Origin of the sequence: Streptomyces sp. NPDC058758 (assembly GCF_042746075.1) — a bacterium.
GTDB lineage: Bacteria > Actinomycetota > Actinomycetes > Streptomycetales > Streptomycetaceae > Streptomyces.
Map to the genome: position 1 here is coordinate 122167 of NZ_JBHYPS010000003.1, position 24007 is coordinate 146173.

The 24007-nt window shown below is 75.6% G+C and carries 24 protein-coding genes; 11 read left to right on the plus strand and 13 right to left on the minus strand.

Annotation, left to right across the window (positions count from 1 at the left end):
- The first annotated feature begins 54 nt into the window (after nucleotides 1-54).
- Complete coding sequence (locus tag ACFW6A_RS05355) at nucleotides 55-1425, plus strand: carbohydrate-binding protein (protein WP_386638784.1); 1371 nt, start codon at nucleotides 55-57, stop codon at nucleotides 1423-1425.
- A 109-nt stretch (nucleotides 1426-1534) separates the two neighbouring features.
- Here the strand turns inward: ACFW6A_RS05355 and opcA are convergent, their stop codons facing one another.
- Both opcA and ACFW6A_RS05365 read right to left on the minus strand, forming a co-directional pair.
- Nucleotides 1535-2449, minus strand: coding sequence for a glucose-6-phosphate dehydrogenase assembly protein OpcA (opcA, locus tag ACFW6A_RS05360; RefSeq protein ID WP_351854797.1), 915 nt, complete (start codon nucleotides 2447-2449; stop codon nucleotides 1535-1537).
- A 52-nt stretch (nucleotides 2450-2501) separates the two neighbouring features.
- Nucleotides 2502-3062, minus strand: a complete 561-nt coding sequence (locus tag ACFW6A_RS05365) for a DoxX family protein (protein ID WP_386638788.1) — start codon at nucleotides 3060-3062, stop codon at nucleotides 2502-2504.
- A gap of 189 nt (nucleotides 3063-3251) precedes the next feature.
- Between ACFW6A_RS05365 and ACFW6A_RS05370 the strand changes: the two genes are divergently transcribed.
- From ACFW6A_RS05370 to ACFW6A_RS05380, 3 genes are all read left to right on the plus strand, one after another.
- Nucleotides 3252-4646 (plus strand): dipeptidase, encoded by a 1395-nt coding sequence (locus ACFW6A_RS05370; RefSeq protein WP_351854802.1) that lies wholly within the window; start codon nucleotides 3252-3254, stop codon nucleotides 4644-4646.
- A 14-nt stretch (nucleotides 4647-4660) separates the two neighbouring features.
- Entirely contained in the window at nucleotides 4661-5275 is a 615-nt protein-coding gene (locus tag ACFW6A_RS05375) for an HdeD family acid-resistance protein (RefSeq protein ID WP_351854804.1), read from the plus strand.
- Between the two features lie 144 nt (nucleotides 5276-5419).
- On the plus strand, nucleotides 5420-5842 hold the full coding sequence (locus ACFW6A_RS05380; protein WP_043225569.1) for a DUF350 domain-containing protein: 423 nt from the start codon (nucleotides 5420-5422) through the stop codon (nucleotides 5840-5842).
- A 46-nt stretch (nucleotides 5843-5888) separates the two neighbouring features.
- Here ACFW6A_RS05380 and ACFW6A_RS05385 read toward each other — a convergent pair whose 3' ends face one another.
- The 5 genes from ACFW6A_RS05385 to ACFW6A_RS05405 all read right to left on the minus strand — a co-directional run bounded on the left by ACFW6A_RS05385 (nucleotide 5889) and on the right by ACFW6A_RS05405 (nucleotide 10966).
- Nucleotides 5889-6380: a hypothetical protein gene (locus ACFW6A_RS05385; protein ID WP_351857222.1), complete on the minus strand. Its 492-nt coding sequence runs from the start codon at nucleotides 6378-6380 to the stop codon at nucleotides 5889-5891.
- Entirely contained in the window at nucleotides 6377-7819 is a 1443-nt protein-coding gene (locus ACFW6A_RS05390; protein WP_386485902.1) for a WGR domain-containing protein, read from the minus strand. The genes ACFW6A_RS05385 and ACFW6A_RS05390 overlap by 4 nt, the downstream gene beginning before the upstream one ends.
- Nucleotides 7820-7864: 45 nt before the next feature.
- Complete coding sequence (locus ACFW6A_RS05395; protein ID WP_351857218.1) at nucleotides 7865-8581, minus strand: ABC transporter ATP-binding protein; 717 nt, start codon at nucleotides 8579-8581, stop codon at nucleotides 7865-7867.
- 36 nt (nucleotides 8582-8617) lie between these two features.
- Complete coding sequence (locus ACFW6A_RS05400; protein WP_386638793.1) at nucleotides 8618-10099, minus strand: ABC transporter permease; 1482 nt, start codon at nucleotides 10097-10099, stop codon at nucleotides 8618-8620.
- A gap of 171 nt (nucleotides 10100-10270) precedes the next feature.
- Nucleotides 10271-10966, minus strand: a complete 696-nt coding sequence (locus tag ACFW6A_RS05405; RefSeq protein ID WP_386638796.1) for a type 1 glutamine amidotransferase domain-containing protein — start codon at nucleotides 10964-10966, stop codon at nucleotides 10271-10273.
- Nucleotides 10967-11144: 178 nt separating this feature from the next.
- Here ACFW6A_RS05405 and ACFW6A_RS05410 point away from each other — a divergent pair, with 178 nt between their 5' ends.
- Nucleotides 11145-12059, plus strand: coding sequence for a LysR family transcriptional regulator (locus tag ACFW6A_RS05410; RefSeq protein ID WP_386638799.1), 915 nt, complete (start codon nucleotides 11145-11147; stop codon nucleotides 12057-12059).
- A 21-nt stretch (nucleotides 12060-12080) separates the two neighbouring features.
- Here the strand turns inward: ACFW6A_RS05410 and ACFW6A_RS05415 are convergent, their stop codons facing one another.
- Together ACFW6A_RS05415 and ACFW6A_RS05420 are read right to left on the minus strand one after the other, a co-directional pair.
- Nucleotides 12081-13124, minus strand: a complete 1044-nt coding sequence (locus ACFW6A_RS05415; RefSeq protein WP_386638802.1) for a S66 peptidase family protein — start codon at nucleotides 13122-13124, stop codon at nucleotides 12081-12083.
- Nucleotides 13125-13186: 62 nt separating this feature from the next.
- Complete coding sequence (locus tag ACFW6A_RS05420; RefSeq protein WP_386483675.1) at nucleotides 13187-14383, minus strand: ROK family protein; 1197 nt, start codon at nucleotides 14381-14383, stop codon at nucleotides 13187-13189.
- 294 nt (nucleotides 14384-14677) lie between these two features.
- Here ACFW6A_RS05420 and ACFW6A_RS05425 point away from each other — a divergent pair, with 294 nt between their 5' ends.
- The 3 genes from ACFW6A_RS05425 to ACFW6A_RS05435 are packed head-to-tail and all read left to right on the plus strand — an operon-like array spanning nucleotide 14678 to nucleotide 16530.
- Nucleotides 14678-15622, plus strand: coding sequence for a ketopantoate reductase family protein (locus ACFW6A_RS05425; protein ID WP_386638805.1), 945 nt, complete (start codon nucleotides 14678-14680; stop codon nucleotides 15620-15622).
- A 37-nt stretch (nucleotides 15623-15659) separates the two neighbouring features.
- Nucleotides 15660-16307 (plus strand): phosphoribosylanthranilate isomerase, encoded by a 648-nt coding sequence (locus ACFW6A_RS05430; RefSeq protein WP_386638808.1) that lies wholly within the window; start codon nucleotides 15660-15662, stop codon nucleotides 16305-16307.
- A 34-nt stretch (nucleotides 16308-16341) separates the two neighbouring features.
- Nucleotides 16342-16530, plus strand: a complete 189-nt coding sequence (locus ACFW6A_RS05435) for a hypothetical protein (protein ID WP_386483679.1) — start codon at nucleotides 16342-16344, stop codon at nucleotides 16528-16530.
- A gap of 181 nt (nucleotides 16531-16711) precedes the next feature.
- On the opposite strand, the gene ACFW6A_RS05440 is transcribed toward ACFW6A_RS05435, so the two are convergent.
- The gene (locus ACFW6A_RS05440; protein ID WP_386483685.1) at nucleotides 16712-17608 is read right to left on the minus strand and encodes an NADP-dependent oxidoreductase; all 897 of its coding nucleotides are present in this window, start codon (nucleotides 17606-17608) and stop codon (nucleotides 16712-16714) included.
- 147 nt (nucleotides 17609-17755) lie between these two features.
- Between ACFW6A_RS05440 and ACFW6A_RS05445 the strand changes: the two genes are divergently transcribed.
- Nucleotides 17756-18181 carry a helix-turn-helix domain-containing protein gene (locus ACFW6A_RS05445; RefSeq protein ID WP_351849669.1) on the plus strand — a complete coding sequence of 142 codons (426 nt, stop codon included), beginning with the start codon at nucleotides 17756-17758 and terminating at the stop codon, nucleotides 18179-18181.
- Nucleotides 18182-18191: 10 nt separating this feature from the next.
- Here ACFW6A_RS05445 and xylB read toward each other — a convergent pair whose 3' ends face one another.
- Entirely contained in the window at nucleotides 18192-19682 is a 1491-nt protein-coding gene (xylB, locus tag ACFW6A_RS05450; RefSeq protein ID WP_386638811.1) for a xylulokinase, read from the minus strand.
- 145 nt (nucleotides 19683-19827) lie between these two features.
- On the opposite strand from xylB, the gene xylA reads away from it, so the two are divergent.
- Nucleotides 19828-20997, plus strand: a complete 1170-nt coding sequence (gene xylA / locus ACFW6A_RS05455) for a xylose isomerase (protein ID WP_386483682.1) — start codon at nucleotides 19828-19830, stop codon at nucleotides 20995-20997.
- 20 nt (nucleotides 20998-21017) lie between these two features.
- Here the strand turns inward: xylA and ACFW6A_RS05460 are convergent, their stop codons facing one another.
- Nucleotides 21018-22019, minus strand: coding sequence for a LacI family DNA-binding transcriptional regulator (locus ACFW6A_RS05460; RefSeq protein WP_351849693.1), 1002 nt, complete (start codon nucleotides 22017-22019; stop codon nucleotides 21018-21020).
- Between the two features lie 290 nt (nucleotides 22020-22309).
- Complete coding sequence (locus ACFW6A_RS05465) at nucleotides 22310-22630, minus strand: L-rhamnose mutarotase (RefSeq protein WP_351849663.1); 321 nt, start codon at nucleotides 22628-22630, stop codon at nucleotides 22310-22312.
- 186 nt (nucleotides 22631-22816) lie between these two features.
- Between ACFW6A_RS05465 and rhaI the strand changes: the two genes are divergently transcribed.
- A complete protein-coding gene (gene rhaI, locus ACFW6A_RS05470; protein WP_351849692.1) occupies nucleotides 22817-23983 on the plus strand; it encodes an L-rhamnose isomerase in 1167 nt (388 codons plus the stop codon).
- Nucleotides 23984-24007 lie beyond the last annotated feature (24 nt).

The following is a 24007-nucleotide window of genomic DNA, read 5'->3' on the forward strand; positions in this document are numbered from 1 at the left end:
ACGCGTTCCTACGGTTCTCGGCAGATCCCCCACCGAGAACCGAGGAGACTCCCCATGCTCCGACGACACGCCCGCGCGGCGTGTACCGCGCTGGCCACCGCCGGAATGGTGCTGGCCGGCCTCCAGACCGGGTCCGCGACCGCCGCGCAGCCCTCCCCCGGGACCGGCCCGGGCGTGCGGAGCGCCGCCCAGGCGCTCGGCGCCGCCGAGGCCCGGCCCGAGCTGCTCGCCGCGATGGGCCGCGACCTGGGCCTGAGCCGGGCGCAGGCAGAGCGGCGGCTGGTGAACGAGGCGGAGGCCGGCGCCACCGCCGCCCGGCTCCGCGACCGGCTCGGCGGCTCCTTCGCGGGGGCCTGGGTCGCGGGGGCCGAGTCCGGCTCCCTGACCGTGGCCACCACCCGCGCCTCGGACCTCGCCGCGATCCGGGCGGCCGGGGCCGAGGCCTCGCTCGTCCGCCACGGGCTGCCCGCGCTGGAGCGGGCGAAGGCGGCCCTGGACCGGGCGGCGACCGCCGACGCGCCGGTGCGGTACGTGGACGTCCGCGCGAACGCGCTGGTCGTCGAGGAGACCCGGGCCGGCGCCGGGGCCCGCCTGGTGGCGGCCACCGGGGTGCCGGCGGAGCTCGTGCGGGTCGTGCGGTCCGCCGAGGCGCCGCGCCCGCTGTACGACCTCCGGGGCGGCGACGCGTACTACATGGGCGGCGGCGGGCGCTGCTCGGTGGGCTTCCCGGTGACCCGGGGCACCACGCAGGGCTTCGCGACGGCCGGGCACTGCGGCCGCGCCGGCCAGACCACCAGCGGCTACAACCAGGTGGCGCAGGGCAGCTTCCAGGCGTCGGTCTTCCCGGGCAACGACATGGCCTGGGTGGCGACCAACTCCAGCTGGACGTCGACGCCGTACGTGAAGGGCGCGGGCGGCGCGAACGTGCAGGTCACGGGGTCCGTGCTACAGCCCGTGGGCGCGTCCGTCTGCCGGTCGGGCTCCACCACCGGCTGGCACTGCGGCACCATCCAGCAGCACAACACGAGCGTCACCTACGCGGAGGGCACGATCACCGGGGTGACCCGGACGACCGTGTGCGCCGAGCCGGGCGACTCCGGCGGCTCGTACATCTCCGGCAGCCAGGCCCAGGGCGTGACCTCGGGCGGTTCCGGCAACTGCTCCAGCGGCGGCACGACGTACTTCCAGCCGCTGAACCCGATCCTGTCGAACTACGGCCTGACCCTGAAGACCGCCGGTTCCGACCCGGGCCCCGGCCCCGGCCCGGGCGAGCCGGAGCCGGGCGGCACCTGGAAGGCGGGCACGGTGTACGCGGCCGGCGCCACGGTCACGTACGGCGGTTCCACCTACCGCTGCCTCCAGGGCCACCAGGCCCAGGCGGGCTGGGAGCCGCCGAACGTGCCGGCCCTCTGGCAGCGCGTCTGAGCCTGTCCGCTCCTCGTGTGCCGGGCGCCACCCGCCCCTCCGGCGGGTGGCGTCCGGCGCCGGTGCGTCCGGGACCGGTCACGCCCTCGGCGGCGGACCGCGCGGCGGCTCAGGAGGGACGGGCCTCCAGGGCCGCCGCGTAGGCGTCGTCGGGGTCGAGGTGGCGCAGTTCCTCGGCGATCAGCTCCGCGGTCGAGCGGACCTTGAGCGCCATGACGCGGCTCGGCTGGCCGGGGATGGCGAGCCGGGCGACCGGGCCCTCGGGGCGGTCGATCCGGACCTCCCCCTGCGGGGTGCCCATCCGCACCGCGGTGACGACCGGGCCCTCGGAGACGATCCGCTCGACCGGGACGCCCAGCCGGATCTCGAACCAGCGGGCCAGCAGCTCGGCGCTCGGGTTGGCCTCCTCGGCCTCCACGGCCGCCGAGACGACGTCCGTCCCGGCCTGGTCGAGGGCGGCGGCCAGCATCGAGCGCCAGGGCGTGAGCCGGGTCCACGCCAGGTCGGTGTCCCCGGGGGCGTACGCGGCGGCCCGGGCGGCCAGCGCGCCGAGCGGGTCCTCGACCGCGTACGCGTCGGTGATCCGCCGCTGGGCGAGGGCGCCGAGGGGATCTCTGGAGGGGACGGCCGGGGCGTCCACCGGCCACCAGACGACCACGGGGGCGTCGGGCAGCAGCAGCGGCAGCACCACCGAGTCGGCGCGGGCGCCGAGTTCGCCGTGGAGGCGGAGCAGCACCGTCTCGCCCGAGCCGGCGTCGGTGCCGAGGCGGACCTCGGCGTCGAGCCGGGTCACATGGCGCTCGCGCGGCGAGAGCGCCCGGCGGCGGATCACCACGAGGGTGCGCGAAGGGTGTTCCTTCGACGCCTCGTTGGCGGCCCGCACGGAGTCGTAGGCGTTCTCCTCGTCGGTGACGATCACGAGGGTCAGGACGACGCCGACGGCGGGGGTGCCGACGGCCCTCCTGCCCTCCAGGATCGCCTTGTTGATCGCGCTGGAGTTGGTGTCCGTGAGATCGATCTTCATTGCCCGGCGCCCGTCCCTTCCTCTGCGGCGAGCCTAACGCCCCGCGCGGGGTTCAGTGGTCGCCCGTGTCCGCGTCCTCGGTGCCGGCGCCGTCGCCGGCAGCGGCGGCGGCCCGGTTCTGGGCGCGGCGGCCGACCACGGCGGCGGCGGCGAGCGCCGTGCCGAGGAAGGCGGTGGCCACCACCCAGGGGCGGTCGAGGACGTGCCCGGTGGCGTGGTCCAGGGAGTAGCGGCCGGCGCCGGTGATGCCGAGGGCGGCGGCGGTGAAGCCGAGGAAGGCCGGGTACTCGTAGCCGCCGGCCTGCGCGAAGAAGCCGGCCGGGGCGTGCACGGACACGGCGCCCGCCATCGCTCCGGCGGCGGCCGCGCCGGCGGCGGGGGTGGCCAGGCCGAGGGCGAGCAGGACGCCGCCGCCGGCCTCGCCGAGGCCCGCGGCGATGGCGGACTCGCGGGCCGGGTGGAAGCCCATGGCGGACATCGCCCCGGCGGTGCCCTCGATGCCTCCGCCGCCGAACCAGCCGAAGAGCTTCTGGGTGCCGTGCGCCGCGAGTACGGCGCCGGTGCCGACCCGCAGCACGAGCAGCCCGAGGTCGCGCCGGTTGGGGTGGGACATGACGTTCTCCAGGTGCGGGAGGGGACGCGTACGCCTCCACTGTCGGCGGGACGCTCCTCCGCTGCCGCCCGGGAGCCCCTCGAATACTCCAGTCGAGTCATGTTTTGCGGCGTTTGTCGCGCGTTGCTTGACTGGGGTGGCCGTCGCCGTCCCGGCCGTCCGGGAGCGGCCCGAGGGAAGTGGGTACGCATGACCGCCGAGTCCACCGACACCGCCGCGCTGCGCGAGCGCGTCCGGGCCCTGATGCCGCGCGCCGAGGAGGACCTGACCGCACTGGTCGCGATGCGCTCCGTGGCCGACCCCCGCCAGTTCCCGCCCGAGGAGTGCGCGAAGGCCGCGGACTTCCTGGTACGGGCCTTCGCCGAGGCGGGGCTGGAGGACATGCGGCGGGTCACCACCCCGGACGGCACCGACGCCGTCGTCGGGCACGGGCGGGGCCCCGAGGGCGCGCCCACCGTCCTCCTCTACTGCCACTACGACGTGCAGCCGCCGCTCGACGACGCCGCCTGGCGGACCCCGCCGTTCGAGCTGACCGCGCGCGACGGGCGCTGGTACGGACGCGGCGCGGCCGACTGCAAGGGCAACATCGCCATGCACCTCACGGCGCTGCGGGCGCTCGGCGGCCCGGACGGCGGCGGCTTCCCGGTGAACCTCAAGTTCGTGGCGGAGGGTTCCGAGGAGCAGGGCACCGGCGGCCTCGAACGGCTGGTGCCGCTGCAGCCCGAACTCTTCGAGGCGGACGCCCTGTTGATCTGCGACACCGGCAACTTCGCGCTCGGCCTGCCCACCACGACGACCTCGCTGCGCGGGCTGGCCAACGTGGTGGTGACGGTCTCCACGCTCAAGGGCGAGATGCACTCGGGCATGTTCGGCGGACCGGCGCCCGACGCGCTGGCCGCGCTGGTGCGGATCCTGGACAGCCTGCGCGACGAGCACGGCAACACCGCGGTCGACGGGCTGGCGGGCGACGGCCTGTGGGACGGGGTGTCCTATCCGGCCGAGCAGTTCCGCGCCGACGCCGGTGTCCTCGACGGGGTCCACCTGGTCGGCACCGGCTCGGTCGCCGACGAGCTGTGGGCGCGGCCCGCGGTCACCGTCCTCGGCATCGACTGCCCGCCGGTGGTGGGCTCCTCCGCCGCCGTGCAGGCGAAGGTGCGGGCGCGGGTCAGCCTGCGGGTGCCGCCGGGGACCGACGCCGAGCAGGCCCGCAAGGCGCTCTCCGACCACCTGGTGGCGGCGGCGCCCTGGGGCGCGCGGGTCGAGGTGGAGGCGGAGGGCGTCGGGCAGCCCTTCCGGGCCCGCACCGACGGGCCCGCGTACGCGGCGCTCGGGGCGGCGCTGAGCGAGGCGTACGGCACGGCCATGGTCCAGTCGGGGCAGGGCGGTTCGATCCCGCTGTGCAACGTGCTCGCGGACCGCTTCCCGGACGCGGAGATCGCGCTGATCGGCGTGGAGGAGCCGGGCTGTCTCATCCACGCCCCGAACGAGAGCGTCGACCCTGCGGAGATCGAGCGGATGGCCCTGGCCGAGGCGCTCTTCCTCCGTTCCTACGCCGGGGCGTTCGCGCGCTCGGCCGCACGGTAGAGAGGACGCCTCCCATGACGCAGACCCATGACAGGCCGCACGACGGGGCCGCCCGGACCGAACCGCCGCGCGGACCGCTCGCGCTGCTCGCCGGGGCGGCCTGGCAGGCCCTCCTGCTGGCCGGGGCGGTGGCCCTCGTCCTCGGTGTGCTGGTGCTGGTGTGGCCGGGCGCCTCGCTGCTCGCGGCCGGCGTGCTCTTCGGCCTCTACCTGCTGTTCAGCGGGGTGACGCAGCTGGTCGCCGCCTTCGGCACGCACGCCACCGCCTCGCTGCGGGTGCTGGCCTTCATCAGCGGCGCCCTGTCGATCCTGCTCGGCCTGTTCTGCTTCCGGGGCGCGACGCAGTCGATCCTGCTGCTCGCGCTGTGGATCGGCATCGGCTGGCTCTTCCGCGGCATCACGCAGACCGTGGCGGCCGCCTCCGACCCGGCGATGCCGGCCCGGGGCTGGCAGGTCTTCCTCGGCATCGTCAGCGCCGTCGCCGGGGTCGTGCTGATCGTCTCGCCGCTGGAGTCGGTCGCGGTGCTGACCCTGCTGGGCGGGATCTGGCTGATCGCGGTCGGCGCGGCCGAGATCGTCACGGCGATCCAGCTCCGCTCGCGGGCCAGGCACCTGCCGCCGGGCGCCTGATCCGCCCCGCTGTGCGCCGCTCGTCCGGTCCGCCGCCCGCCCGATCTCCGGGCGGGCGGCGGACCGGCTCGTTCCGTGCGCTAGATTTTGCCGGTCCATGACCGTCGATCGCTCGCGATCACCACTCTCCGGAGCCGGCTTCCCATGACCGACATCGTCAACGGCCTCGGCCGTGCCACCGCCTACGGCGCCCTCGGCGTGGTCCTGCTGATCCTCGGCATCGTCCTGGTGGACATCCTGACCCCCGGCAAGCTGGGCCGGCAGATATGGGAGGACCGCAACCGCAACGCGGCGATCCTGCTGAGCTCCGCCCTGCTCGGCATCGGCGGGATCGTCTTCACGTCGATCTGGACCACCTACGACAACTTCGGCAAGGGGCTGGCCTCCACGGCCGCGTTCGGTCTCCTCGGCCTGGTGATGATGGCGGTCGCCTTCCTGGTGGTGGACCTGGTGACGCCCGGCAAGCTGGGGGCCACGCTGGTGGACCCGGAGCCGCACCCGGCGGTCTGGGTGACCGCCTCCTGCAACATCGCCGTCTCCGCCATCGTCTCCGCCTCGATCGCCTGACGCGCCCCGCCTCCTGCGCACCTTCTCCGGCCCGGTGCCCGTCCGTTCAGGACGGGACCGGGCCGGCGGGCTTCCCGGCCGGTTCCGCCTCCAGGAAGCGGCGGCCGCGCGGCCCCTTGTAGAGCAGGGCCTCCCAGCCGAGCCGGCCCAGCGCCTCGGCGCAGGCCGCCAGCGCCCCGGTCTCCTGCCCTGCTGCGCCGGAGCCGGGCGGTCCCAGCCACTCGACCACGGCGGTCTCGGGCCGCTCCCCCGCCCGCACCCGGTAGCCGGTCGCGGTCCGGGCCCCGCCGGCGTCCACCGCCGACGGGGCGAGCCCGCCGGCCTCCAGGGCCAGCGCCACGGCCCGTACCGGCTGCCGGCGCTCCCACGGGGCGGGGACGGCCCCGGCGTCCGGGCCGCCGGTGAGGCGTCTGATCTGGCGGAGCCCATCGAGCGCGGAGCGGACCTCGCGGGAGCGCTGCTCGGGGTCGCCGGTGAAGGGCGGCCCGTCGCCCGTCGCCGCCTCGAACGCCCCCTTGGCGTCCGGGTCCCGGCTCACAGCAGGCGCCGGATCTCGCCGCGGACCCGGTAGAAGCCGCCGGCCGCCGGGTGCAGGGCCTCCACGACGTACCGCGCGCCGGCCTCGCGGATGGCGCGGGGGAACTGCACGTTCCACGACGGCTCGTAGCCGTGGCTGACCACCCGGACGCGGCTGCGGCCGCCCTCGCGGACGCACTCGACGACGATCGAGCCGGCCGGGGCCTCGGCCACCGAGGCGACGGCGGCGACGGCGGAGGCGGTGGTCGCCGGGGTGTACGTGGGCAGCGCGGCGGCCAGCTTGACGTCCCGCACCACGGGCACGCTGCCCTGCTGGGCGGCCTCGATCGCCGCCTCGCTCGCGTCCACGCAGACCAGCGAGCCGTCGGTGGTCACCAGGTACAGGCGCTCGTCGCGGTACTGCATGGAGAGCGCGGAGCCGCCGCCGGTGCCCAGCTTCCACAGCCGGGTGCCGTCCTCGGCGAAGCAGTAGACGGAGGAGGACGAGTCGCCCGCGAAGACGAAGCGGCCGCCGGGCGAGGTGGCGCACGAGTACACCATCGCGTCGCAGGCGTAGACGGCCTCGACGCGGCCGTCCCGCTTCGCCAGCCGCTGCACCTTGCGGTGGCCCGTGCCCGCGTAGACGGCGGTCTCCTCCTGCCAGCCGAAGAGCACCGCGCCGTCGGAGGCGGTGTGCCACAGCTCTCCGGTGCCGTCCGCCGCGTAGGCGGTCACGCCCTTCGTGTCGCCGTAGTAGACCGCGCGGGAGTCCGCCCGGACCATCCAGGCGTACTCGCCGCGGCCGGAGCGGGACCACTGGTGCTCGTCCTCGTGGTCGATGACGGTGAGCCGGCCGGAGCGGTCGGCCACGTCGAGGACGCCCTCGTGGATGTCGAGCCAGAAGATGTCGACGTCGGCGCCGATCTCGTAGGCGGCGAACGGCAGCTTGGAGGAGAGGTCGTAGACCTTGCCGTCGTCGCAGCCCGCGTAGATCCAGAAGTCGTCGGCGACCAGGCACTTCACGCCGTCGGGCAGGCCGAAGCGGGCCAGCACCTCGCCGCCGTGGTCGAGGGTGAAGACGTCCCCGCCCTGGTTGCCCACCCAGATCCGCTCCTCGTCGACGTGGATGCCGAAGGCGGCGGAGCCGGTGCGGAAGCGCCACAGGACGGGGGCGACGGCCCGGGCCGTGGAGGGCGCGGAGCCGACCGCGCGGCGGGTGACGGCGCGGGCGGCGCGCTGCCCCCGCACGGCGGGGGCGTATCCCTTGCGGACCTTCTCGCCGATCTTCTTCGCCGCCGCGGCCTGCGCCTTCTCGGCGGTCGCGAAGGAGGAGCGCTGGGTCTGCCCGGCCGCGCCGATGCGGCCGTAGCGGACGGACACGTCCAGGCCGTCGACGGTCACTTCGTAGAACTTGTGGGCACCGCCGCCGTCCTGCGACAGCTCCAGATAGGTCGTCGTCATGGTCCGTACGGTAGGGGGAGCCACTGACAACGGCCGCCGCGCGGCTCAGACCCCGGAAGGCGCCTTCCCGGCCCCGGGGGCGCCCTCCGGGTTCTCCGTGAGCGTGACGCGGCCCTTGCGGAGGGTCGCCAGGCGCGGGGCCCGGCGGGCGAGGGTGCTGTCGTGGGTGACCATCACGAAGGTCAGGCCGTGTTCCTTCCAGAGCCCTTCGAGGAGGCCGGAGATCTCGTCGCGGGTGGACTCGTCGAGATTTCCGGTGGGCTCGTCGGCGAGCAGCACCTGGGGCCGCTTGACCAGCGCGCGGGCGATGGCCACGCGCTGCTGCTGGCCGCCGGAGAGCTCGGACGGCAGATGGGACAGGCGCTCGCCGAGGCCGACCGACTCCAGCGCCTCCGCGGCCCTGCGGCGGCGCTCGCCCGCCTTGACGCCGAGCGGGACGAGCGCGGTCTCCACGTTCTCCTGGGCGGTGAGCGTGGGGATGAGGTTGAAGCTCTGGAAGACGAAGCCGATGTACCGGCTGCGGACGGCCGTGAGCCGGCTCTCGGAGAGCTTGGCGAGGTCGGTGCCGTCGAGGAACACGCTGCCGGCGGTCGGGCGGTCGAGGCCGCCGAGCATCTGGAGCAGCGTGGACTTGCCGCCGCCGGTGGGGCCCTGGATGACGAGGCGGTCGCCCTGCGCGATCTTCAGGTCGATCCCGGCGAGGGCGTCGACTCTCGCCTGGCCGCGCCGGTACTGCTTGGTGACGCCGATGAGTTCGTACATGGGTGGGACTCCTGCGGTACGGGGAGGGGTGGGCGGCTACTCGACGCGGCGCAGCGCGTCGGCGGGGCGCAGCCGGGAGGCGCGCCAGGCGCCGAACGCTCCGGCGACGAGGCCGCCGACGAGGGCGAGAAGGACGGCGAGGCCGACGGTGGTGAGGCTGACGGGGGCGGTGAGCGCGATGTCGACGCTGCGGCCCGCGGCGGTGCGCGCCGTGCCGGGGCCGCCCATGCCGCCGCCGAAGGCCATGCCGCCGCCGCGACCGGCGAACCCGCCCGTGCTCGCGCCGAGTTCGGCGGTGAGGGTGGGGCTGACGGCGGTGACGGCGTAGGCGCCCGCGAGGCCGACGGCGATGCCGAGCGCGCCGCCGATGACGCCGTTGACGAGGGCTTCGCCGACGACCTGGCGGGTGACGCGGCCGCTCTTCCAGCCGAGGGCCTTGAGGGTGCCGAACTCGCGGACCCGGCGGCTGACGGCGGAGGAGGTGAGGAGTCCGGCGACGAGGACGGCGGCGAGGAGGACGGCGTACGAGAGCCACCTGCCGACGTTGGAGGCGAGGCCGGCGGCGGTGTCGAGGGAGCCGGAGACGGTCTGGGCGAGGTCGGCGGAGGTGGTGACCGTGGTGCCGGAGACGTTCTTCTGGATGGCGGCCTTGACGGCGTCGATCCTGGTCGAGTCGGTGGCCTTGACGTAGACGGTGGTGACCTTGCCCGCCGAGCCGGAGAGGGTCTGGGCCCGCTTCAGGGGGAGGTAGACCTGGGCGGCGGCCTGTCCGCTGTCCGCGGTGGCGATGCCGATGACCTCGAACTTCACTCCCTTGACGGTGAGTTCGTCGCCGACGGCGAGGTCCTTCTGCTGGGCGTAGGCGCTGTCGACCACGACGACGGCGGCGTCGGTCTCGGTGGTCTCGAAGGTGCGGCCCCCGGTGACCGTGGAGGTGGTGAGGGGGCCGAGGTCGGGGCTGGTGACGTCGGTGCCGTAGAGGGTGAAGGAGTCGACGTCGAAGGCGGCGCCGCCGCCGGTGACGGTGTCGCCGGGGCCTCCGGTGCCGCCCTGGCCCTGGCCCGGCGGCTGCCCCTGCGCCTGGCCCTGGCCGCGCTGGATCTGGCCGCGCCGGAACTCGCCGTCGATCTTGAGGTTGACGAGGCTGAGGCCGCCCACCGCACGGTCGACGCCGGCCTGCTTCGCGACGGTGGCGACCGTGGAGTCGGCGAGGGTCTGGAAGCCCTGGACCATGAGCCGGTCGCTGCTCTGCTCCTCGCCCTCGTCGCCGCCCTGGAACTCGAAGCGGGGCCGCGCCGGCTGCGCCCCCTCGGCGGGCCGCTCCTGGGCCTTCGTCACCGTCAGGTCCGTGCCGAGTCCGTAGAGGGATTCGAGGACCTTGCCCTGGGCCTGCTTCATGCCCGCGGAGACCGAGGTCACGACGATGACCAGCGCGATGCCGAGCGCCAGGCCGGAGGCGACGACCAGCGCCGCCTTTCTGCGGCGGCGCAGTTCGCGCCGGAGGTAGGTGAAGAACATGGCGCGAACGTAGGGGCGCCGCGTGAGGCCGGGATAAGGCCCGCGTGAGAGCGGGATGAGAGCGCGGCCCGCCTTCCGCCGCCGGGCCGCCCGCCGGTCCCGGCCCTGCTCCCGCCGCCGCGGGCAGGGCCGGGACCGGCGGGCGGGGGCGGGACGGGCGGGCGGGGCGGGTCAGGCGAGCTTCTTCAGGACCTCCTCGGCGAGGGCGGTGGAGGAGGCGGGGTTCTGGCCGGTGACCAGGTTGCCGTCGACGACGACGTGCGGGGCCCACGGCTCGCCCGCCACGACGTCGACGCCGGCCTCGCGCAGGCGGGTCTCCAGGAGCCACTTCGCCTTGCTGGCGAGGCCGGCCTGGGTCTCCTCGGCGTCGGTGAAGGCGGTGACGCGGCGGCCGGCGAAGGCGTTGGTGCCGTCCTCGCGCACGGCGGCGAGGAGGGCGGCCGGGCCGTGGCAGACGACGGCGAGCGGCTTGCCGGAGGCGAGGGCGTCGACGAGCAGGCGCCCGGAGTCGGCGTTCACCGCCAGGTCCTCCATGGGGCCGTGGCCGCCGGGGTAGAGGACGGCGTCGTACTCGGCGAGGTCGACGTCCTCCAGGCGGAGCGGGGTGCGCAGCGCGGTGAAGGCGTCGAGGGCGGCGGCGACGCGGTCGGCGCCCTCCTGGCCGCCGTTGGCCTCGGGGGCGAGGCTGCCGCGGTCGACGGGGGGCACGACGCCGCCGGGGGTGGCGACGACGACCTCGTGGCCGGCGGCGGCGAAGGCCTCGTACGGGGCGGCGGCCTCCTCGGCCCAGAAGCCGGTGGGGTGCTTCGTGCCGTCGGCCAGGGTCCAGTGGTCGGCGCCGGTCAGCACGAAAAGGATCTTCGACATGGGTCTGCGGGGCCTCTCGGTCGGGGGCGGGTGGCCGGCGCGCTCCCCGCGGAGGGGGTCGCGCGGTCGGCGATGGTCCGACCGTAGGCGCCCCGACCCATGGGAATCCAATAGGCTCGGACATGTGGACGATAGGAATTCCGATGGATCGGCGGGAATACCGGCGGGTTCCGGTCCGGTGGGCGGGCCGCCGGACCTGAACCTGCTGCGGACCTTCCTCGCCGTGTACCGGGCCGGGGCCTTCACGGCGGGCGCCCGCGTGCTGGGCCTGTCGCAGCCGACGGTGACGGCGCAGATCCGGGCCCTGGAGGGCCGGCTCGGCCGGGAGCTGTTCGAGCGGCGCCCGCGCGGGGTGGTGCCGACGCCCTTCGCGGACGACCTGGCGGCCCGGATCGCGGACCCGCTGGACGCGCTGGGCGCCGCCGCCGGGGCCCTGACCGGGCTCCCGGGCGAGGAGGGCCCGGCGGAACCGGTCCGGCTGGCGGGCCCGGCCGAGTACCTGGCGCACACCGTGCTGCCGAGGCTGGCGCCGCTGGTGGAGCGCGGGGTGCGGCTGCGCGTGGACTTCGGCCTCACCGACGACCTGCTCGACGGGCTGCGGGCGGGCCGGCACGACCTGGTGGTGGCGACGGTGCGGCCCCGGGGCCGCAGCCTGGCCTGGCTGCCGCTCGCCGACGAGGAGTTCGTGCTGGTCGGCGCGCCCGGGTGGGCCGAGCGGCTGGGCGGGCGGATCGCCGCGGAGGGGCCGGCCGCGCTGCACGGCGTGCCGCTGGTGGCGTACGCCGAGGACCTGCCGATCCTGCGCCGCTACTGGCGCCACGTCTTCGGCCGGCGCCTGACGGCCGTGCCCGCGGTGACCGCCCCGGACCTGCGGGCCGTGCGGGCGGCGGTGGCCGGCGGCGCCGGGGTGAGCGTGCTGCCCCGCTACCTGTGCGCGGCGGAGCTGGCCTCGGGCGCCCTCGTACCGCTCCACCTGCCGGAGGACCCGCCGATCAACACTGGCTTCCTGGTGGAGCGTCCGGGGCCGCCGGCCCACCCGCACGTGGCGCTGGTCCGGGACCATCTGGCCCGGCACGGGCGGGAGGCCGGATAGCTGCCCGGTCCTGCCGCGCCGTCAGTAGGTGACGGTGATCCGGCGGGCGGGGCCGTCGACGCGGACGGTGCCGCCGTACGGGACGACCACCTGCGGGTCGGTGTGGCCGAGGTCCACGTCGAACACGGCGAGGGTGTCGGGGGCGTAGGCGTCGAGCGCGCGCAGCACGGCGGCGCGCTGGGCCTCCCGGTACGCGGCCCGGGCCGTCACGTCATGGGGGCTGTCGAAGGACCAGGCGCGGGCCCGGCCCATCAGGAGGGCGGGGAAGCGGGCGAGGAGGCCCCGCTCCCCCATGGCCCGGAGGATCCGGAAGACCTCGTCGGCGGAGGGCAGCAGCTCGGAGGTCTCCAGGAACAGCACCCCGCCCTCGTACGCCTCCGGTTCCGCGATCTCCCGGCCGGCCATGAGGAGTTGGGCGACGATCTCCAGGCAGCCGCCCCAGGAGCGACCCTCGACGACCCGGTCGGCGCGGTGCCAGATCCAGGGGCCGGCGGGCTCCATGACGGGGGCGGAGTCGAAGGTGCGCGGGTCCTCCCAGGGCCGTTCGACGTCGTTGGTGTCCGTCGGTGCCGGCAGGTCGTAGGGGCCGGAGCCGAAGAGGGCGGCGCGCACGGAGGCGTCGGTGACGGGGTGGACGGCGCCGGGGCGGCCGAACTGGGTCATCACGGAGGCCCCGTGGTAGCCGACGACGCCGAGGTTCCACAGCCGCATCAGCAGGTTGGTGTTGTCGCTGAAGGCGAAGAACGGCTTGGGGTGGGAGCGGATCAGCGCGTCGTCGAGGTGCGGGAGGACGGTGATCTGGTCGTCGCCGCCGATGCTGGCGACGATCGCCGCGATCGCGGGGTCGGCGAAGGCGGCGTGCAGGTCGGCGGCCCGGTCCCGCGCGGACGCGCCGAGCTTGCGCGTCGTCGGGTACTCGACGGGCACCAGGCCGTACTCCTCGGACAGCCGGCGCAGGCCCAGTTCGAAGGGGAGCGGCAGCACCTCGGGCAGTCCGGCGGCGGGCGACAGCACGGCGACCCGGTCTCCGGGACGCGGCTTGGCAGGAACGATGATCTCCGTCATTCCCGCACCCTAGACGCGGCCGCGCTCTGGCGTCGGGTCGTTTTCCGGCGGGCGCGCGGACGTCAGCGGGCGTGGGCCAGCGGGTCGGCGAGGACGTCGTGGAGGACGAGGGCGGCGGCGCCCCGGGCGGCGTCGGTCGACGGGGAGGCGGCCCGCAGCCGGCGGGCGTCGGCGGGCCACAGGCCGGAGACGACCCGCTCGGCGAGTTCCCCGGTGACGGCGGGCGCGAGCCAGGGCATCAGGCGGGGGTAGATGCCGCCGAGGACGACGGCCTCGGGGTCGAGGAGGTTGACCGCGCCGGAGAGGGCCCGGCCGAGCATCCGGCCGGCCTCGGCGAGGGCCGCGAGCGCGCGGGGCTCCCGGCGCTCGGCACGGGCCGCGAGGTCGTCGACGTCGGCGGCGTCCGCCGCCCTCAGCAGGGCGGCCTGGCCGGCGTACTGCTCCAGGCAGCCGCGGGAGCCGCAGCGGCAGCGGGGGCCTCCGGCGTCGACGACGAGGTGGCCGATCTCGCCGGCGAAGCCGTGGGCGCCGCGCAGGAGTTCGCCGTGGACGACGACGGCGCCGCCGACGCCGGTCTCGCCGGTCAGGTGGAGGAAGGTGCGGGGCGCGCCGGGGGCGCCGAAGCGGAGTTCGGCGAGGGCCGCCATGTTGGCCTCGTTGTCGGAGGCGACGGCGAGCCGGCGGGCGGTGGGGCGCAGCGCGGCGAGGGCGTCGCCGAAGAGGCGCTCGGCGGGGGTGTCGTGCCAGCCAAGGTTGGGGGCCTGGCGGACGGTGCCGTCGGAGACCAGGCCGGGCAGGGCCAGGGCGGCGGCGGACGGGTGCAGGCCGAGGGCCTCGGCCTCGGCGAGCGCCTCGGCGGCGATGCCGGCGGCGCGGGCCAGGACCTCGGGGGCGTCGGCACGGTTGTCGAGCCGTACGGTGCGGCGGATCCGGTCGGTGCCGGTGAGGTCCACGAGGCAGACGGAGACGTACGCGACGTTGATCTCGACGCCGAGGGCGGCGGGACCGGTCACCGCCGGTTTGAGGACGGTGCCGGGGCGGCCGGCCTGGCCGCTGAAGGTCTTGCCGGACTCGACCAGGAACCCGAGGTCGAGGAGCTGCTCCACCAGGGAAGACACGGCGGGCCGGGTGAGGCCGACGCGGGCGGCGACGGCGGCCCGGGTGGTCTCGCCGGCGTCGTGGACGGTCCTGAGGACGAGGCTCAGGTTGTGCCGGCGCACGCCCGACTTGTCGGCCTTGGGTTCCGTGGGCTGGTTCATGGTGAGCGAGAGCCTAGTCGCCCCTTTCGCTCGAACAGAAACACGGCCGGGCCCGGCGTGACCAGGAGGGCACGTCCTAGGCTGCCGCCCGTGGGCCCGCCGCGCGAGCGGCCCGGCCGGGCCGCCGGCCGGACGACTCGCCGCGCCGCCCGGCCACTGTTCCGCACCGCTGTTCCGCCCGACCCGCTGTTCCGCCCGTCCTGCTGTTCCGCCCGTCGGTCCCGTCCCACCGCTCCGTTCCGCTTCTCCGCCCCCGCTTCTCCGCCCCCGCTTCTCCCCACGAGAGGAACCCTCATGAAGATCCTGGTCGTCGGCGCCGGTGCCACCGGTGGCTACTTCGGCACGATGCTGGCCCGCTCCGGGCAGGACGTGACCTTCCTGGTGCGACCCGGCCGCGCGGCGGCGCTGCGCGCGGGCGGGCTGCGGGTCGCGGGCCGGGACGAGGAGTGGGTGCTGGACGCGCCCCGGCTCGTCACGGCCGGCGAGGAGCCGTCGGACGGTCCGTACGACCTGGTGCTGCTCGGCGTGAAGTCGACCGCCCTCGACGCGGCCCTCACGGACCTGGCCCCCTTCGTCTCGCCGGGCACGGCGGTGCTGCCGCTGCTCAACGGCATGGCCCATCTCGACGCGCTGGACGCCCGGTTCGGCGCCGGGGCGGTCCTCGGCGGGGTCGCGAAGGTGGTCACCACGCTCGACGACTCGGGGACGATCCGGCGGCTCGCGCCGCTGGCGCACCTCGCGCTCGGTGAGCGGGACGGCTCCGTCTCGCCGCGCGTGAAGGAGATCCGCACCGTCCTGGAGGACGCGGGCATCGACGCGCCGGTGCCCGCCTCGATCGTCACCGCGATGTGGCACAAGTGGGTCTTCATCACGACGATCGGCGCGGTGACGAGCCTGATGCGCGGCACGGTCGGCGAGGTGTACGACGCCCCCGGCGGCCCGGAGCTGGGCCCCGCGGTCCTGGCGGAGGGGGCGGCGGTGGCCGCGGCGGCCGGGCACCCGGTGCCGGAGGCGGAGCGGGCGGCGAGCCTCGCGGTGGTCTCGGCGCCGGGTTCCCCGATGGTCCCCTCGCTCTACCGGGACCTGGCGGCGGGCCGGTCCACCGAGGTCGAGCACCTCTTCGGCGACCTGACCGCGCGGGCCCGCGCCCTGGACGTGCCGACCCCGCTGCTCGACCTGGCCACCCTCCACCTGCGGATCCACCAGCGGCGGATCGACGGTGCGGGCCGGGGTCAGTAGGCTCGACGGCGCCGGACGGGAGCAGAGGAGCGACAGAGTGTTCGTCAAGGTGTGCGGGCTCGCCACGACCGCCGACATCGACGCGGCCGCCGAGGCGGGCGCGGACGCGATCGGTCTGGTGATCAGCGGGACGAGTGTCCGCGGGCTGGGCCGGGACCGCGTGCCGGGGCTCGTCGCGCACGTGCCGGACGGCGTGGTGTCGGTGCTCGTCGTCAACGACACCCCGGCCGCCGAGGCCGCCCGGATCGCCGCCGACCTGGGCTTCGACGCGCTCCAGCTGCACGGCCGCGCCTACGGCCGGGCGGAGTTCGAGGCCGCAGCCGGGATCCTGCCGCGCCTGTGGCGGGCGACCGCGCTCGCCGACGGGCCCGACACGCGCGTCGGCGCGCTCGGCGAGGAGGTCCTGCTGCTGGACTCGCCCAAGGCGGGATCGGGTTCCCGCTGGGACCTCTCGCTCCTGGATGCCGCCCGCCCCGAGGGCCACTGGCTCCTGGCGGGCGGCCTCGCCCCCGCGAACGTCGCCGAGGCGATCGCCACCGCCTGCCCCTGGGGCGTCGACGTCTCCAGCGGCGTCGAGTCGGCGCCCGGCGTGAAGGACCACGACCTGGTCCGCGCCTTCGTCGCCGCCGCGAAGAGCGCGGCGCCCGCTCAACCCCGGGACGCCTCCGCGCGTCAGTACGGGTGAGCAGGACGTACCGACGGGGAACGAGGGGGCCGTGATGGTGGAGGAACTGGCGGAGGTCGTGGTGCGGGCGGCCGGGGCGGCGGCGCGCGGCGTGGCCGCGGTGCTCTCGGTCCCGGAGGCCTACTCGGCCGCGGCGGAGTTCGCCGCGGCGGAGGCCGACCGCCCCCGCAGGCGGCGGAACGGCAAGGACGGGAAGGCAGGGGAGGAGCGGCGGGAGGACTAGGCCGTTTCTTTCGGATCTTGCCGGGCTCGCGGCGTCTGGCACGCACGCTCGCCGCGTTGTCGTCGGTCGCCGATGCTCCGCATGGTCTCCCTCCTCCGCCTTGCGATCGCACGCACCAGACGCCGCTCCCTGACCCGGCCTGATCCGAAAGAAACGGCCTAGGTCCCGTCGGTCCGGCCGGTCAGGGGACCAGGACGATGCGTCCGCGCAGGCCCCCGTCGGCCAGGCGCGCGTGCGCGCGGCCGGCCTCGTCGAGCGGATAGGTCCGGGCGACGCGGGCGAGCAGCGCGCCCGTCCCGGCGTGCCGGGACAGCTCGGCGAGCCGCGCACCGTCGGCCCGCACGTCCAGGGCGTCGACCCGTATGCCGCGCTCGGTCTCCGGCTCCCGGCCGGGCCACAGGCCGATGTACGTTCCGCCGTCGCGCACCGCGGCGAGCGCGGCGCGCCCGAGCCCCGCGGCGTCGAGCACGCCGTCGAAGGCGGCGGGCTGGGGCGTCCGCGTACGGGCGAGGAAGTGGTCGGCCCCGCGAGACGCGAGGAACTCCTCGTCGTCGGCGGAGGCCAGCGCCGTCACGTCGAGCCCCCGCAGGCGCGCGAGCTCCACCGCGTGCGTCCCGACGCCACCGGCCGCGCCGGTGACCAGCAGGGTCTGCCCCTCGCGCAGGTCCAGCAGATCCAGGAACTGGGCCGCGGACAGCGTGTTCAGGGGCAGCGACGCGGCGTGCGCGTCGTCCAGGCCCGCCGGGGCGGGGGCGACGGCGTCCGCATCGAGCACGACGTAGTCGGCGTGCGTGCCCAGCGGCGTGCGGTGGCCCGTCGCCAGGCCGATGACGCGGTCGCCGACCGACCAGTCCGCGCCGTCGCCGACGGCGTGCACGGTGCCGGCGACGTCCCAGCCCAGGCCGATCCGCTCCCCCTCGCCGCCGAAGACCCCGGACCGCATGGCCGCGTCCACCGGGTTCAGCGCGGCCGCCGCCACCTTGATCCGCACCTGCCCCGCGCCCACCGGGGGCACCGGGAGCTCGGTGATCTCGACTGCCTCGGGCCCGCCGAAGCGGGACACCGTCACGGCGCGCATGAGCATGTTCGTCCTCCTGATACGGGTACGCGGACCGCGGAGATCGCGCGGATCGCGCGGATCGCGCGGTTCCCTCGGAGGATGCGCGACCATGGAGGTCGATACAAAAGGCACACGCGTGTGCGGAACGGGAAGGAGGGACGCGCCATGGCCGCCGAAGCGGACGGGGGCCGGCGGGCCGCCGCGGCTCTGGCCGGGCCGTGTTCCCGGTGGCCCGCGGAACAGGGCGAGACCATCCGGCAGATCGTCGAGCGGGCCGGGGACAAGTGGGCCGTCCTCGTCATCGGCACCCTGCGGGAGGAGACCCTGCGCTACACCGACCTGCAGCGCGCCGTCCCCGGCATCTCCCAGCGCATGCTCACCCACACCCTGCGCCAGCTGCGGCGCGACGGTCTCGTCACCCGCACCTCCTACCCCGAGGTGCCTCCCCGCGTGGAGTACGCGCTGACCGACCTGGGCGCCGCCCTGCTCGACGCCGTCACCGCCCTGATCGACTGGGCCGGCACCCACCACGACGAGATCGTCCGCAACCGCGCCCGCTTCGACGGAACGGCCGGCACGGACACCCCCTAGCCGCGCTTCGTCAGGACAGCAGTCCCGCCGCGGCCGCCCCCAGGACCCCCTCGATCCTCCCCCACGTCTCCTCGTCCCGGGCGAGCGCCGGCAGGGTCTCCCCCGCGCCCGTGCCCCAGGCGGTCGCGATGGCCACCGGGTCCTCGCCGGTGGTCGCGCCGGCGGCGAGGGCGGCGGCGCCGAGGGCGACGAGTTCGGTGGCGGCGGGGACGACGAGGGGGCGGCCGGAGAGGCGGCGGACGGTGTCGGTCCAGGTCCGGCCGCGGGCGCCGCCGCCGATCAGGCGCAGGGGGCGGGAGCGTACGGCCGGGTCGGCGGGGTCGAGGCCGCAGGCGGCGAGGAGGCCGTCGAGGGCGCGCAGCACGGTGAAGGCGGCGCCCTCGTAGGCGGCGCCGAGGACCTCGCGGGGGTCGGTGGTGTGGCGCAGGCCGGTGAGGAGGCCGGAGGCGGCGGGGAGGTCGGGGGTGCGTTCGCCGTCGAGGTAGGGCAGGACGACGGTCTCGCCGCCGGGCAGGGCGTCCTCGCGGTCGAGGCCGAGGAGGGCGGCGAAGCGGTCGACGGCGAGGGTGCAGTTGAGGGTGCAGCCCAGTGGCAGGCGGGTGCCGTCGGTGGCGGCGAATCCGGCGAGCGCGGGGTCGGCGGGGTGGGAGCGGGTGGCGGCGAAGACGGTGCCGGAGGTGCCGAGGCTGACGACCGGGTGGTCGAGGAGGCCGGCGGCGCCGAGGCCGAGGCCGACGGCGGCGGCCATGTTGTCGCCGGTGCCCGCGGCGACGGCGACCGTGCGGGGCAGGCCCAGGGCCTCGGCGGCGGCCGCGGTGAGGCCGCCGGCGCGGGTGGCGCCGGTGGGGGCCACGGTCGGCAGCTGGGCGGGGGCGAGGCCGAGCAGGTCGAGGAGTTCGGGGTCGTAGGCGCCGGCGGCGGGGGCGTACCAGCAGGTGCCGGAGGCGTCGCCGGGGTCGGTGACGGCCTCGCCGGAGAGGCGTTCGGTGAGGAGGTCGTGCGGGAGGCGGACGGCGGCGGTGGCGGCGGCGTGGTGCGGTTCGTGCTCGCGGAGCCACTGCCACTTGGCGGCGGTCATGGAGGCGACGGGCACGGAACCGGTGCGCCGCAGCCAGGACTTCGGGCCGCCGATGCGGTCGGCGAGGGCGGCGGCCTGGGGGGCGGAGCGGGTGTCGTTCCAGAGGAGGGCGGGGCGCAGCGGGCGGTGGTCGGTGCCGAGCGCGACGAGGCCGTGCTGCTGTCCGGCGACGGCGATGCCGGTGACGGACGCGGGGGCGGCGCCGGCGTCGCGCGCCGCCGCGTCGACGGCCGCGCGGACGGCGGCGACCAGGGCGGTCCACCACTCCTCGGGGTCGCTCTCGCGGGCGCCGCCGGTGCCGGTGACGGTGTGGGGGGCGCGGCCGAGGCCGAGGACGCGGCCGGTGGCGGCGTCGACGGCGACGGCCTTGGCGGACTGCGTGGAGCTGTCCACGCCGATCACGACGGAGGGGCTGACGGGCACGCCCTCACCTCTTTCGGGTCTGCGGTTCTCGTCCGGGTCTGGCGTCCCGGGGTGCCGGTGGCGTATTAGTTATCTCAGAAAACAAATCCGGCCGCCAGCATCGCGTCAGCGGCCCTCCCCCGCCCCTCCACGAGAAGGACCCACCATGTCCGAGCGCTTCTCCCCCTCCCCCGAGGACCGTTTCACCTTCGGCCTGTGGACCGTCGGGTGGCAGGGCCGCGACCCGTTCGGCGACGCCACCCGCCCGGCCCTCGACCCGGTCGAGTCGGTCGAGCGGCTGGCCGCCCTCGGGGCGTACGGCGTCACCTTCCACGACGACGACCTCATCCCCTTCGGCGCGCCCGAGGCGGAGCGCGAGGCGGTCGTGAAGCGGTTCCGGGACGCCCTCGACCGCACCGGTCTGGCGGTCCCCATGGCCACCACGAACCTCTTCACCCACCCCGTCTTCAAGGACGGCGCCTTCACCGCCAACGACCGGGACGTCCGCCGCTACGCGCTGCGCAAGACGATCCGCAACATCGACCTGGCCGTCGAGCTCGGTGCCACCACCTACGTCGCCTGGGGCGGGCGCGAGGGCGCCGAGTCGGGTGCCGCGAAGGACGTGCGGGTGGCCCTGGACCGGATGAAGGAGGCCTTCGACCTCCTCGGCCAGTACGTCACCGAGCAGGGCTACGACCTCCGGTTCGCGATCGAGCCCAAGCCGAACGAGCCGCGCGGCGACATCCTGCTGCCCACCATCGGCCACGCCCTCGCCTTCATCGAGCGCCTGGAGCGGCCCGAGCTGGTCGGCGTCAACCCGGAGACCGGCCACGAGCAGATGGCCGGGCTCAACTTCCCGCACGGCATCGCGCAGGCCCTGTGGGCGGGCAAGCTGTTCCACATCGACCTCAACGGCCAGTCCGGCATCAAGTACGACCAGGACTTCCGCTTCGGCGCCGGCGACCTGCGCCAGGCCTTCTGGCTGGTCGACCTGCTGGAGTCGGCGGGCTACGCGGGCCCGAGGCACTTCGACTTCAAGCCCGTGCGCACCGACGGCTTCGACGGCGTCTGGGAGTCGGCGAAGAACTGCATGCGCAACTACCTCGTCCTCAAGGAGCGGGCGGCCGCCTTCCGCGCCGACCCGGAGGTGCAGGAGGCCCTGACCGCCTCCCGCCTGCACGAGCTGGCCCTGCCCACCGCCGCCGAGGGCCTGGCCGGGCTGCTGGCCGACCCGACCGCGTACGAGACCTTCGACGTGGACGCGGCCGCGGCGCGCTCGATGGCCTTCGAGCGGCTCGACCAGCTGGCCCTGGACCACCTGCTCGGGGTGCGCTGAGCCCGCGCCCCGAGGGGGCGTCAGCGGGGGGCGAGGGTGGAGCGGCGGACGACCAGCTCCGGCTGGAGCACCACCTGCCGGTGCCGGTGGTCCGCCGCCGCCTCGCCCGTCTCCTCCAGGAGCAGCTCGGCGGCCCGGGCCCCCAGGGTCAGGGCCGGCTGGCGCACCGAGGTGAGCGGCACGGTGGCCGCCGCCGCGAACTCGATGTCGTCGTAGCCGACGATCGCCATGTCCTCCGGGACCCGCACCCCGGCGGCGTACAGCGCCTGGAGGACGCCGAGGGCGAGCAGGTCGTTGGCGCAGAAGACGGCGGTCGGGCGGTCGGCCAGGCCGAGCAGCCGCGAGCCGGCGTCCCGGCCGGAGGCGACGTCGAGCCGGTCCGCCGGGAGCTCCCGCAGGGCGGTGGCGGGCAGTCCGGCCTCGGCGAGCGCGAGCAGCGCGCCCTCCCGGCGGTCGCGCACCTGCTGGAGGTGGGCGGGGCCGCTGACGTAGGCGAAGGTGCGGTGGCCGGTGGCGGCGAGGTGGCGGACGGCGAGCGAGCCGCCGACGACGTCGTCCACGGAGACGGAGCAGCCGCCGCCGTCCCCGCCGACCCGGTCGACCAGGACGTGGGGGATGCCGTGCCGGCGGAAGTCGCGGAGGTTGCCGCCGCCGGCGTCGGCGGGGGTGACGAGGACGCCGCGGACCCGCTGTTCGGCGAAGAGGGAGAGGTAGTCGGCCTCGTCGCGGGGGTTCTGGTCGCTGTTGCAGACCATGACGCCGAGCCCGGCGGCGCGGGCGGTGCGCTCGGCGCCGCGCGCGATGTCGACGAAGAAGGGGTTGCCCATGTCGAGGACGAGCAGCGCCACGATCCGGCTGCGGCCGGCCCTCAGCTGGCGCGCGGACTCGCTGCGCACGTAGCCGAGCCGGTCGATGACCCGGCGGACGTGCTCCAGGGTCGCGGGGGAGACCCGGTCCGGCTGGTTGATCACGTTGGAGACGGTGCCGACGGAGACGCCGGCCTCGCGGGCCACGTCCTTGATGCCGACGGCCCTGCCGCCGGGGGGCCGTTCGGCGCCGCCGGCCGCGGCCGTCCCGGCTCCGGCCGCCTTGACGCCTGCCGTCCCTGCTCCGGCCGCCGCGGGGCCGTCGTCCCCGGCGGTGCCGGGGCGTCGCTCCGTACGGCCGTCGGCGCGTCCGTCCCCGGCGGTCCCGGCGTTGCGCGCGGTGCCCGTCACCCGTTCCACCTGCGTGCCACCTGGTCGTCCGTCCTGCCCGTCCCGCCCCGTCCGCCCGGGGTCGCCGCCACCTGTCGCATCCTATGCGGCCCCGCTCACGCGAGGTGGAAGACCTCGGTCAGCGGGCGCATCGCCTCGTCCGGCCGGCTGCCGTCCAGCTCCTCGAAGAAGCCGGCCATCTCCGCCTGCCAGCGGGCGTTCACCCCGGTGGCGTCCATGGCGGCCCTGGCCCGCCCGAAGTCTTCGGTCTCCAGATAGCCGACGAGGAGGCCGTCCTCGCGGAGGAAGAGCGAGTAGTTGCGCCAGCCGGCGGCGGTGAGCGCGTCGCGCATCTCCTGCCACACCTCGGCATGGCGCCGCCGGTACTCCGCGGTCCGCTCGGCACGGACCTTCAGCAGGAAGCAGACCCTCTGCACGGCGGCTCCTCCGTTCGGGGCCGGGTGGGCTCCCGGCGCGAATGAAATGTTTCAGATTCTCCGCTCCCGGACGCTAGATCCCCGTCGCCCAGGCGGTCAAGAACCTTGACGACACCTTGGGTGCAGGCTAGCTTCCAAGCGATCTGAATCGATTCATTGAACGCTATCGAACGCACCGAGGTGGACATGCCCGACATCGCCGCCGTGAAGGCAGCCCTCGCCGCCCAGCGGATCGAGACACCCTCCTGGGGCTACGGGAACTCCGGCACCCGCTTCAAGGTGTTCGCCCGGCCCGGCGTGCCCCGCGACCCCTACGAGAAGCTCGACGACGCGGCCGAGGTGCACGCCCGCACCGGCGTCGCCCCGAAGGTCTCCCTGCACATCCCGTGGGACCGCGTCGACGACTACGCCGCCCTCGCCGCGTACGCGAAGGAGCGCGGCCTGGAGCTCGGCGCGATCAACTCCAACACCTTCCAGGACGACGACTACCGCCTGGGCAGCGTCTGCCACCCGGAACCGGCCGTGCGCCGCAAGGCCGTCGGCCACCTCCTGGAGTGCGTCGACATCATGGACGCCACCGGGTCGCGCGACCTCAAGCTGTGGTTCGCCGACGGCACCAACTATCCGGGCCAGGATTCCGTCGCCGGACGGCAGGAGCGGCTCGCCGAAGCCCTCGCCGAGGTGTACGCGCGGCTCGGCGACGACCAGCGGATGCTCCTGGAGTACAAGCTCTTCGAGCCCGCCTTCTACACCACCGACGTCCCGGACTGGGGGACCGCCTACGCCCACTGCCTCAAGCTCGGCCCGAAGGCCCGGGTCGTCGTGGACACCGGGCACCACGCGCCGGGCACCAACATCGAGTTCATCGTGGCCTTCCTCCTGCGGGAGGGACGACTCGGCGGCTTCGACTTCAACTCCCGCTTCTACGCCGACGACGACCTCATGGCCGGCGCCGCCGACCCCTTCCAGCTCTTCCGGATCATGCACGAGGTGGTCGCCGGCGGCGGCCTGGAGGCGGCGGCCGGCATCGCCTTCATGCTCGACCAGTGCCACAACGTCGAGGCCAAGGTCCCCGCCGTCATCCGCTCCGTGATGAACGTGCAGGAGGCCACCGCCAAGGCCCTCCTCGTCGACGCCGACGCCCTCGCCGCCGCCCAGCGCTCCGGTGACGTGCTCGCCGCCCACGCCGTCCTCATGGACGCCTACGACACCGACGTGCGCCCGCTGCTGCGCGAAGTCCGCGAGGAGCGGGGCCTCGACCCCGACCCGGTGGCCGCCACCCTCCGCTCCGGGCGCCTGGAGCGCGTCGCCGCCGAGCGCGTCGGCGGCGCCCAGGCCGGCTGGGGCGCGTAACCCCCGGCCGCCCGGTCCCGCCGG

Bases quoted from the DNA above. Each gene is read 5' to 3' on its own strand.
- ACFW6A_RS05355 (WP_386638784.1), top strand. From the start codon at position 55: ATGCTCCGACGACACGCCCGCGCGGCGTGTACCGCGCTGGCCACCGCC.
- opcA (WP_351854797.1), bottom strand. From the start codon at position 2,449: ATGAAGATCGATCTCACGGACACCAACTCCAGCGCGATCAACAAGGCG.
- ACFW6A_RS05365 (WP_386638788.1), bottom strand. From the start codon at position 3,062: ATGTCCCACCCCAACCGGCGCGACCTCGGGCTGCTCGTGCTGCGGGTC.
- ACFW6A_RS05370 (WP_351854802.1), top strand. From the start codon at position 3,252: ATGACCGCCGAGTCCACCGACACCGCCGCGCTGCGCGAGCGCGTCCGG.
- ACFW6A_RS05375 (WP_351854804.1), top strand. From the start codon at position 4,661: ATGACGCAGACCCATGACAGGCCGCACGACGGGGCCGCCCGGACCGAA.
- ACFW6A_RS05380 (WP_043225569.1), top strand. From the start codon at position 5,420: ATGACCGACATCGTCAACGGCCTCGGCCGTGCCACCGCCTACGGCGCC.
- ACFW6A_RS05390 (WP_386485902.1), bottom strand. From the start codon at position 7,819: ATGACGACGACCTATCTGGAGCTGTCGCAGGACGGCGGCGGTGCCCAC.
- ACFW6A_RS05395 (WP_351857218.1), bottom strand. From the start codon at position 8,581: ATGTACGAACTCATCGGCGTCACCAAGCAGTACCGGCGCGGCCAGGCG.
- ACFW6A_RS05400 (WP_386638793.1), bottom strand. From the start codon at position 10,099: ATGTTCTTCACCTACCTCCGGCGCGAACTGCGCCGCCGCAGAAAGGCG.
- ACFW6A_RS05405 (WP_386638796.1), bottom strand. From the start codon at position 10,966: ATGTCGAAGATCCTTTTCGTGCTGACCGGCGCCGACCACTGGACCCTG.
- ACFW6A_RS05415 (WP_386638802.1), bottom strand. From the start codon at position 13,124: ATGACGGAGATCATCGTTCCTGCCAAGCCGCGTCCCGGAGACCGGGTC.
- ACFW6A_RS05420 (WP_386483675.1), bottom strand. From the start codon at position 14,383: ATGAACCAGCCCACGGAACCCAAGGCCGACAAGTCGGGCGTGCGCCGG.
- ACFW6A_RS05425 (WP_386638805.1), top strand. From the start codon at position 14,678: ATGAAGATCCTGGTCGTCGGCGCCGGTGCCACCGGTGGCTACTTCGGC.
- ACFW6A_RS05435 (WP_386483679.1), top strand. From the start codon at position 16,342: ATGGTGGAGGAACTGGCGGAGGTCGTGGTGCGGGCGGCCGGGGCGGCG.
- ACFW6A_RS05440 (WP_386483685.1), bottom strand. From the start codon at position 17,608: ATGCGCGCCGTGACGGTGTCCCGCTTCGGCGGGCCCGAGGCAGTCGAG.
- ACFW6A_RS05445 (WP_351849669.1), top strand. From the start codon at position 17,756: ATGGCCGCCGAAGCGGACGGGGGCCGGCGGGCCGCCGCGGCTCTGGCC.
- xylA (WP_386483682.1), top strand. From the start codon at position 19,828: ATGTCCGAGCGCTTCTCCCCCTCCCCCGAGGACCGTTTCACCTTCGGC.
- rhaI (WP_351849692.1), top strand. From the start codon at position 22,817: ATGCCCGACATCGCCGCCGTGAAGGCAGCCCTCGCCGCCCAGCGGATC.